This is a genomic window from Brevibacterium senegalense (genome assembly GCF_000285835.1).
Lineage (GTDB): Bacteria > Actinomycetota > Actinomycetes > Actinomycetales > Brevibacteriaceae > Brevibacterium > Brevibacterium senegalense.
The window spans coordinates 387,898-389,775 of sequence record NZ_HE978600.1 but is presented as its reverse complement, the minus strand read 5'-3'; the positions used below and the strand labels follow the sequence as shown (position 1 = coordinate 389,775).

Here is a 1,878-nt window from a genome sequence, read left to right as displayed (position 1 = left end):
TGGGCTAACTGAGGTGGAGTTCGCGACGATGAACTGGGTGCACTGGTGGAACACCGGCCGGCTGCATGAAGGGCTCGGCCATCGGACTCCCGCCGAGGTCGAAGCTGAGCACTTTGCAACCGTGGCAAGACAGGTCGATACTTTAAATGCCGTCTAGGAACGAAACCCAGGACGGTTCAATCATCATCTTGGCGCCGCACGAGCAGTAAAGGGTGCCCTTGGGGTAATGGTCGTACTTCTGGGGCCGCTCGCCGCGCTGGTTCTTGTCATCAAGCTGCTGTTGAACGCGCAACCAGGTCTCGGATTCGGTCAGGGCCGTGTGGGTTCCGTCGTAGGTGACGCCCCTGAACGTGACGCTTCCTTGGTAGTAGGGATTCGTGAGGATTTTGTGCAACGCGGTGGTCGAGATCGGCTTGGCCGGACGTGCAGGTGTTGGACGCGATGTGAGCCCCCGGGCTTCCAACTCGGTGGCGAGGGAGGACAGGGTCCAGTCGCCGGTGGCGTAGGCGGTGAAGGCGAACTTGACGAGGTCGGCCCGCTCGGGATCGATGGTGACGTCGCGGACCTCGTGGCCTTTCGCATCGGTGGTGCGTACGTTCAAGTATCCGAGGGGTGCCTTGGCAGGTGTACCGCCCATGCTGGCCTTCTGGGTCATGCCTTTGAGGACTTCTTGCGCGAGGTTCAGGGAGTAGAACTCGGCCATGGAGGCGAGGATGCCGTGCATGAGCATTCCCGATGGGGCTTCATCGATGTTCTCGGTGACTGAGACCAGGATGTTGTTCGCATCCCGGAGCGTCGCGTGGATGATCGCGTCGTCGAGGCGGTTGCGTGCCAGGCGGTCGACCTTGTTGGTGATGCAGTACTGGACGGGGTTCTCGGTGACGTAGTCGAGCATGTCCTGGAGGGCGCGGCGTTGCGCAGTCTTGGCGGACTCGCCGGGTTCGATGAACTCTTTGACGATGACGGCGCCGAGCTGGTCGGCCTTGCGCTGGGCAGCCTCCCGCTGGGCTGGGATGGAGAGGCCTTCTTCAAGGCCGTTGCGGGTGTCAAGCCCCGAGTTTTGTAGAGGGATTTCTATCTGGAAATTGATGCCAACGCCCGAGCAGGCTGCCCCGCGTGGACTGCTTCGAACTCAACGGGAGGCACGTGCCCGATCTCGCCATGAAGACGGCGATGGTTGTACCAATCGACCTACTCCGCGATCGCGACCTCGACATGCGACACGTCCCGCCCTGGCCCGTGATTCCGGACCAACTCGGCCTTGAACAACGAGTTCAATGCCTACGCCATCGCGTTGTCATAGGAGTCACCAAGGGACCCGACCGACGCGACAGCATCCTCCACCGCGAGTCGCTCCGCGTAGCGCACGGCACGATACTGAACTCCACGGTCGCTGTGATGGGCCAGACCGGACAGAACGTCACCATCACGCCGACGTGTCCAGATCCCGATCTCCAACGCATCGATCGCCAACGCCGTGTACAGCCTCGTTGACACCTGCCAGCCCACGATCCGACGCGAGAACACATCCAGGACGAACCCGACATACACCCATCCGGCGAACGTCCGCACATACGTAATATCTGCGACCCACAACTGGTTGACCGCCTCGGCCGTGAAGTCACGATTGACGAGATCCGCAGTCCTGTCTGTCTCCGGTGCCGGCTTCGTCGTCCGGGGCCCCTTCGCTCGGCTAACGCCGCGGAGTCCCGCTTTACGCATCAGCCGCTCCACGGTGCACCGGGCCACCTCGTGGCCCTGCCTGCGCAGCTCGGCATGAACCTTCCGCGCCCCGTAGACGCCGTAGTTCTCCTCATGCACCGGTGCCTGCAGATCGGCTCGACCCCGTGCTCGTCCCGGTGCGCGTCGATGAACGCG

General features: G+C 62.6%; 2 protein-coding genes. Both read right to left on the bottom strand.

The genetic code is table 11. The features are described 5' to 3' along the window. Positions 1-142 precede the first annotated feature (142 nt). A complete protein-coding gene (locus tag HGBR_RS15980) occupies positions 143-1,015 on the bottom strand; it encodes a recombinase family protein (RefSeq protein ID WP_245533251.1) in 873 nt (290 codons plus the stop codon). 266 nt (positions 1,016-1,281) lie between these two features. Continuing rightward, positions 1,282-1,878 (bottom strand): IS3 family transposase (locus HGBR_RS15975; RefSeq protein ID WP_147522186.1); only part of this gene is annotated, 597 nt, incomplete at its 5' end.